The sequence below is a fragment of the Gemmobacter lanyuensis genome (genome assembly GCF_014652355.1).
In the GTDB taxonomy this organism is placed as follows: domain Bacteria; phylum Pseudomonadota; class Alphaproteobacteria; order Rhodobacterales; family Rhodobacteraceae; genus Gemmobacter; species Gemmobacter lanyuensis.
Genome location: NZ_BMYQ01000034.1, coordinates 1 through 4,035, shown reverse-complemented (window position 1 = coordinate 4,035; position 4,035 = coordinate 1). Strand labels below are relative to the sequence as shown.

The window sequence follows — 4,035 nt, the reverse complement described above, 5'->3', positions numbered from 1 at the left end:
CAGCACCAACGCTATGTGCCCGCAGAACCGGTGTGAAGGCTTTGTTCAGGGCGAACTAATTAGTATTCCCATTTTGCACTGGTCGAGGTAAGAAGGCGATGCGGAGTTGCAAGTAGTCGGCACCATTTAGGATTCAGACATGACAAAAACGGCTTTAATTACGGGTGTTACTGGACAAGACGGTTCTTATCTTGCAGAATTTCTTTTGGATAAGGGTTATGAAGTTCACGGCATAAAGCGCCGTGCGTCATTATTTAATACACAGCGTGTGGACCATATTTATCAGGATCCGCACATCGACAACGCAAGGTTTCGTCTGCATTATGGCGATTTGACAGACAGTTCCAACCTAACTCGGATATTGCAAGAAGTGCAGCCTGATGAGGTTTACAACCTCGGCGCACAAAGTCACGTTGCCGTCAGTTTTGAGGCTCCCGAATACACCGCCGATGTAGATGGAATGGGCACTTTGCGGCTTTTGGAGGCAATCCGTTTTCTGGGCTTAGAGAAGAAAGCGCGCTTTTATCAGGCTTCCACCTCAGAACTCTACGGTCTTGTGCAAGAAATTCCGCAGCGTGAAACAACACCCTTTCACCCACGCTCTCCCTACGCCGTCGCCAAGATGTATGCTTATTGGATAACAGTAAATTACCGTGAAGCCTATGGCATGTATGCGTGCAACGGTATTTTGTTCAATCACGAAAGCCCGCGCAGGGGTGAGACATTTGTCACGCGCAAAATCACCCGTGGCCTTGCCAATATCGCGCAAGGGTTGGAAAAATGTCTTTACATGGGCAACATTGATGCGTTGCGCGATTGGGGACATGCCAAAGATTATGTGCGCATGCAGTGGATGATGCTACAACAGGACGACGCCGAAGATTTCGTAATAGCGACAGGTGTGCAGTATTCTGTGCGTGAATTCATCACATGGTCGGCCGCAGAACTTGGAATCTCGCTGGAATTCAGCGGGAATGGTGTCGATGAAATTGCGACAGTCGCGTGTGTTACAGGTGACAACGCACCCGGCGTCAAGGTTGGCGATGTGCTGGTGCGGATTGACCCGCGTTATTTCCGCCCCGCCGAAGTGGAGACCCTGTTGGGAGACCCGACAAAGGCTAAGGTCAAGCTTGGCTGGGTACCCGAAATCACGGCCCAAGAAATGTGTGCCGAAATGGTCGCTGCCGATCTGCGGTCGGCACAGCGTTACGCTCTATTGAAGGATCATGGACACGCGATGCCGGTCAGCATTGAGGGTTAGGGCGTTCTGCTCTGTCAGATGAAAACCAATAAAAGCAGCCACATGCGGAGATCGATGCAAGTAGGACTGAGCTGGGAGATCCGATCTCATGGCGTCGTTGAAAATGTTTCCATAAAAATTGTCTCGTTTGACGCGACCCTGTGCGGAAATTGAAATTTTATTCATATAGTGAGGACGCATGAAAATCTACATCGCAGGCCATCGAGGCATGGTCGGCGGCGCGATTGTACGCCAGTTGGAGACCCGCAAAGCCGCGGGAGAAGATCTTACCCTGCTGACTCGGGCTCATGCCGAACTCGACCTGACCAACCAGCACTCGGTGCGGTCGTTCATGCAATCAGAACGCCCCGATGTGGTCATCCTCGCCGCGGCCAAGGTGGGTGGCATTCATGCAAATAACAGCTACCCCGCTGATTTCATCTACGAAAACCTAATGATTGAATGCAACGTCATTCATCAGTCATTCGCCGCCGGGGTCACGCGCCTTTTGCAGCTTGGATCCTCCTGCATCTATCCGAAAGAGGTGCCGCAGCCGATGTGCGAAGATGCGCTGCTAACCGGCAAGTTGGAGCCGACCAATGAGCCTTATGCCATCGCCAAGATCGCGGGCATTAAGCTATGCGAAAGTTACAACCGCCAGCATGGAGTGGATTACCGCTCGGTCATGCCGACCAATCTTTATGGTCCAGGCGACAACTTTCACCCGCAGAACTCTCATGTGCTACCCGCCCTGATTCGGCGCTTCCACGAAGCGGCGCAAAGCGGCGCGGAAGAGGTCACCATCTGGGGTTCGGGCGCTCCGATGCGGGAATTTCTGCATGTGGACGACATGGCTGAAGCTTCGCTTTTCGTGCTAGATCTGCCCAAGGCCGCATATGAGGCTAACACCCAACCCATGCTCAGCCACATCAACGTAGGCTCTGGCACCGATGTATCAATTCTTCAACTTGCTCAGATGGTAGCCCAGATCACTGGCTTTAAGGGCCGGATCGCCACAGACCCAACTAAGCCCGATGGCACCATGCGCAAGCTGATGGACGTAAGCCGTTTGGCCCGGATGGGCTGGCAGGCGCGGATCACACTTGAGACGGGACTTTCCGAAACCTATCGATGGTTCCTTGCCAACCAGACGACCTTTCGCAACTGACAGGCCTATTTTATGACATTCATCATCCACCCAGTCCTTTTGTGTGGCGGGTCGGGCACCCGGCTTTGGCCCTTGTCCCGAAAATCCTTTCCAAAGCAGTTTTCCCGCCTGACCGGCAATGAAAGCCTGTTTCAGGGCGCGGTGGGCCGTCTGATCGGGGCGGGGTTCAAAGAACCCCTCGTCATCACCGGTAACGATTTCCGCTTCATCGTCGTCGAACAGCTGGCCGCCATCGAAACCAGCCCGCTGGCCATCCTGATCGAACCCGAAGGGCGCAACACCGCCCCTGCCGTGCTGGCCGCCGCGCTGCACCTGCGCGTCACCCAGCCCGATGCCCTGATGCTGGTCGCCCCGTCCGACCATGTGGTGCCCGATGCCGCCGCATTCCGCGCCGCCGTGCAGGCCGCCGCCCCGCGCGCGCTCGCCGGCGATATCGTGACCTTCGGTATCACCCCCACACGCGCCGAAACCGGCTATGGCTATCTGGAACTGGCACCGGGGGCCGACGCCAGCGCGCAAACTCCGCAAGCCCTCGCCCGCTTTGTCGAAAAGCCCAAGGCCAAACATGCCGAACAGATGCTCACCGCAGGCAATTTCCTGTGGAACGCAGGCATCTTCCTGTTCACCGCCGACACACTGGTCAAAGCCTTCAGCCAGCATGCGCCCGACGTACTCGAACATGTCGGCGCCGCCGTGTCAAGGGCTCAGCCCGACCTGTCGTTCAGCCGCCTTGATGCAACGGCATGGGCCAATGTGCCCGACATCTCGATTGATTACGCCATCATGGAAAAGGCATCGAACCTTGCCGTGATGCCCTTCTCGGCCGGGTGGTCTGATCTGGGCGGATGGGATGCGGTCTGGCAAGAGGCCGGGCCGGATGCAGCGGGCAATGTCGCCTCTGACAATGCCACCGCCATCGGCTGCGAAGACACCCTGCTGCGGTCAGAATCGCCGCGCGTGGAACTGGTGGGCATCGGGCTCAAGGATATCGTGGCCATCGCCACTACCGATGCCGTGCTTGTCGCGCACAAATCGCAAAGCCAGCGCGTGAAAGAGGCCGTTGCCGCCCTTCAGGCCAAGGGCCGCGCGCAGGCCACCACCTTCCCCACCGATCACCGACCTTGGGGCATGTTTGAAAGCCTCGTCATCGGGTCGCGCTTTCAGGTCAAGCGCATCGTGGTGAAACCGGGGGCAGCGCTCAGCCTGCAATCGCACCACCACCGTTCCGAACACTGGATCGTGGTCGAAGGCACCGCGCGGGTCACGGTTGACAATGAGGTGAAGCTGCTGACGGAAAACCAATCCGTCTACATCCCTCTGGGGGCAGTGCACCGCATGGAAAACCCCGGCAAGGTGCCGATGGTGCTGATCGAGGTTCAAACCGGCAGTTATCTGGGCGAAGATGACATCATCCGCTACGAAGATGTCTACGCCCGTGGTCAGGGTGCCAAGGGCTGACAAGCCATTTCGAGAGTTTGCCCCACTCTTTTCGTCCTTGGTAGTTCGCCCTGAACAACACTCATGTCATTGATTTCGCGATGAAACAGGGTGGTTTTTCTGGCTATGGCTTGCAGGGTTTTGTATGATTTTGGCCGAAACCCTGCAATTTCGGTTCTGCCTATGAAGC

General features: G+C 56.3%; 4 protein-coding genes. 3 read left to right on the top strand and 1 reads right to left on the bottom strand.

Annotated features, from left to right (window positions below; genetic code table 11):
- Positions 1-139 precede the first annotated feature (139 nt).
- The 3 genes from gmd (at position 140) to IE101_RS19555 (ending at position 3,866) form a co-directional block, all read left to right on the top strand.
- Positions 140-1,261 carry a GDP-mannose 4,6-dehydratase gene (gmd, locus tag IE101_RS19565; RefSeq protein ID WP_189635511.1) on the top strand — a complete coding sequence of 374 codons (1,122 nt, stop codon included), beginning with the start codon at positions 140-142 and terminating at the stop codon, positions 1,259-1,261.
- A 178-nt stretch (positions 1,262-1,439) separates the two neighbouring features.
- Positions 1,440-2,408 carry a GDP-L-fucose synthase gene (gene fcl / locus IE101_RS19560; protein WP_189635510.1) on the top strand — a complete coding sequence of 323 codons (969 nt, stop codon included), beginning with the start codon at positions 1,440-1,442 and terminating at the stop codon, positions 2,406-2,408.
- A gap of 21 nt (positions 2,409-2,429) precedes the next feature.
- Positions 2,430-3,866, top strand: coding sequence for a mannose-1-phosphate guanylyltransferase/mannose-6-phosphate isomerase (locus IE101_RS19555; RefSeq protein WP_373296140.1), 1,437 nt, complete (start codon positions 2,430-2,432; stop codon positions 3,864-3,866).
- On the opposite strand, the gene IE101_RS19925 is transcribed toward IE101_RS19555, so the two are convergent.
- Positions 3,848-4,035, bottom strand: a 188-nt coding sequence (locus tag IE101_RS19925; protein WP_229804334.1) for a hypothetical protein, incomplete at its 5' end; no start/stop codon positions are given. The genes IE101_RS19555 and IE101_RS19925 overlap by 19 nt on opposite strands.

Bases quoted from the DNA above. Each gene is read 5' to 3' on its own strand.
- gmd (WP_189635511.1), top strand. From the start codon at position 140: ATGACAAAAACGGCTTTAATTACGGGTGTTACTGGACAAGACGGTTCT.
- fcl (WP_189635510.1), top strand. From the start codon at position 1,440: ATGAAAATCTACATCGCAGGCCATCGAGGCATGGTCGGCGGCGCGATT.